The organism is uncultured Mailhella sp. (genome assembly GCF_947631555.1).
Classification (GTDB): Bacteria; Desulfobacterota; Desulfovibrionia; order Desulfovibrionales; family Desulfovibrionaceae; genus Mailhella.
In genome coordinates, this window is the sequence record NZ_CANRLT010000150.1 from 1 (window position 1) to 2,717 (window position 2,717).

Below are 2,717 nucleotides of genomic sequence, written 5' to 3' on the forward strand. Positions count from 1 at the left end.
GGTGCCCGGAGCGAAATACAGAAAGGAGCGAACCATGCAGATCAATGAGAGGTGCCCGCTGTCCAGCGAATGCGGGAAACGAAAGTGCGAGCATATACAGAGTGAGATCGAGTGCGGCTACTACAACGCCAATGCCCGCCCTGGGGCTGAGATCGCGGACCAGGAAGCACTGCGGTGGCAGGGCATTGACGAGGTCGAAGTCACCATTGACGGGCGCGGGAATGGAAAGCTCGTGTATCTCCCCGTCGGAAAGCTGCACCCCCACCCCGACAATCCCCGTAAGGACCTGGGGGACCTGACCGAGCTGGCCGACAGCATCAGGGCCAACGGCATCTACCAAAACCTGACCGTCGTCCCGCTGGTCAATGCAGACCCGGATGCGACCGTCAGCGCGGAGGACGACCAATTCACGGTCGTAATCGGCCACCGGCGCCTTGCCGCGGCGAAGCTGGCCGGGCTGTCTGAGGTCCCCTGTGTCGTTGCTACCAACATGGACCACCGTGAGCAGGTCCAGACCATGCTCCTGGAGAATATGCAGCGCAGCGACCTGACTGTGTATGAGCAGGCCCAGGGGTTCCAGATGATGCTTGACCTTGGGGCCACCGTGGATGAAATTGCCCAAAAGGCTGGCTTCTCCGCCACTACCGTGCGGCGCCGGGTAAAGATGACGGAGCTGGACCAGGAGAAGTTGAAAGAGGTTTCTACCCGCCAGCTCTCTCTCGGTGACTTTGATACTCTGGCCCAGATTGAGGACATCAAGGAGCGAAACAAGGCCCTGGAGAGTATTGGCACAAGGGACTTTGAGATCAGTGTTCGTAGAGCTATAAATAAGCAGCAGGTCAAAAAGAACATGCCCCTCGTCAAAAAGTGGCTGAAAGAGGTAGGCGCAACGGAGATTTCCCAGTCTGATACATGGAGCAATAAGTATGAGGGATACCCTGGCTGCCAGTATTATATCTATGTCGCAAGGTGGGGCGAGGAGGAAAATAAGCCGCCCAAGACCTTGAAGGACCCTGTTTTTTACCATCTTGATACCGATACCCTCCGTCTGTACAAGAAGCGCGATAAACCCAGGACGGAAAAGGAGAAAAAGTCCGACAAGGAAATTGCCAGGAATAAGGCGATCAACCAGGCATGGGACGCGCTGGAGGCAGCATACAGCCTTGCGTATGACCTCCGAAGGGCGTTTGTCGAAAAGCTCACGGTGAATACGAAGAACCGCAGTGCTATCTTGGCTGGTGCCCTGGCTGGTGCCCTGCTGGAGTCTCTGTGCTACAACAGCCCCAATCGTGACGCCGCCTGCAAGGTGTTTGGCATCAACACGGATTCCTACGACAGCGAGCGGGACAAGAAGTTGGCCGAGGGGATGGAGCACCTGGACGATAAGGACATTCCCTCTCTGGTCTATTACACCTTTGGAGATAAGGCAAAGGAAATGTGCGCAAAAACGAGCTATCGCGGCACTTTCCCTGAATACGAGCCCAGTGCAAAGCTTACCATGATCTACCGCTGGCTCACGTCCCTGGGGTATGAAATGAGTACAGAGGAGACGCAGTTACTCAATGGTGAGCATGAGGCCTATCGAGCCTGCGAGACGTATATTGAACAGGAGGCGCCAGGGGCATGATACTTTCCAAGAAAGAGCTGGAACAGCTCGCAGACCGCTATCAGAAGAAATACGAGGATGCTTTCCAGAGCTATCAGGAAACCGGCATGACCCGTTATGCCACCGCGTACCAAAAGGCACAGGACCTAGCCGATGCGCTGCGCATGGCAGCTGACGCGGCCGACGAGCACACATCGTACATTTTAATGCGGGCGCAGGTCGCCGATTTCGCCCGCCGAGCTGCCGCGATCCAGGGCGGGCATTTACTGCCCAGCGAGGACAAGGCTATGGTGAAATCCCTGATTTCCGAGCTGGTGGCGTATGGTCAGCTGAACAAGCTGATAAGCGTGGACGGGGGGCTAAAAAAGTGAGAGCCATCACGATCCGGCAGCCCTGGGCCTCGCTCCTGGTGACCGGCAAAAAGCGGTATGAGACCCGCAGCTGGGCCACGTCCTACCGCGGGCCCATTGCCATCCACGCATCAGCTTTCCCGGTGCGCCGCACCGTTGACCAGCTGGCGAAGAATGGCGCCTGGGGCTTCCTGGAGAGGCTTGACAGCCTCTTCCTGACGCCTCACAGTCTGGACGAGTTACCGATAGGGGCTATCGTCGCAACGGGTATTTTGACCCGTTGCAACGCCGTTGATGAGGCTTTCCTGTCTCAGCTCTCAGCGCAGGAGACCGACCTGGGGGATTTTTCCCCCGGGCGGTTCGCCTGGGAGTTTGAAAACATAACGCTTCTGTCCGAGCCGGTCCCGGCGAAGGGGATGCTCGGACTGTGGGAATGGAGGGACAAGGCACGAAAGAACTGTACATAGTGTTTTATTACCAGGGCTGGGAGGAGCTTCTGGCCTACACCGTCCGGGGCACGTTCGATGGGGAGCTGGAAGATACGATCCAGCTCCTGGCAGCCGAGAAGGGCATTGACCCCAAGGACATCACCACGAAAATCGAAAGGAGATAAGGCACGATGAACGCGATACCATATCAGGAGCGAAAGGCCGTCTATGAGGCCGCCCTGGAGCAGTGGGGTGCCAAGGCCCAGACCATGATGGCGGTCGAGGAGATGAGCGAGCTCACCAAAGAGATCTGCAAGCTCTTCCGGAACCAGG

Annotated in this window: 4 protein-coding genes; all 4 read left to right on the plus strand. The window is 57.2% G+C overall.

The features are described from left to right. On the plus strand, positions 1-1,627 hold a 1,627-nt coding region (locus Q0Z94_RS11710), incomplete at its 5' end, for a ParB/RepB/Spo0J family partition protein (protein WP_298069911.1). Further along, the gene (locus Q0Z94_RS11715) at positions 1,624-1,977 is read left to right on the plus strand and encodes a hypothetical protein (protein WP_298069913.1); all 354 of its coding nucleotides are present in this window, start codon (positions 1,624-1,626) and stop codon (positions 1,975-1,977) included. The genes Q0Z94_RS11710 and Q0Z94_RS11715, both read left to right, overlap by 4 nt. After that, complete coding sequence (locus tag Q0Z94_RS11720) at positions 1,974-2,423, plus strand: ASCH domain-containing protein (protein ID WP_298069914.1); 450 nt, start codon at positions 1,974-1,976, stop codon at positions 2,421-2,423. Before Q0Z94_RS11715 ends, Q0Z94_RS11720 begins: the two co-directional genes overlap by 4 nt. After that, entirely contained in the window at positions 2,423-2,569 is a 147-nt protein-coding gene (locus tag Q0Z94_RS11725) for a hypothetical protein (RefSeq protein WP_298069916.1), read from the plus strand. The genes Q0Z94_RS11720 and Q0Z94_RS11725 overlap by 1 nt, the downstream gene beginning before the upstream one ends. Positions 2,570-2,717: the final 148 nt, after the last annotated feature.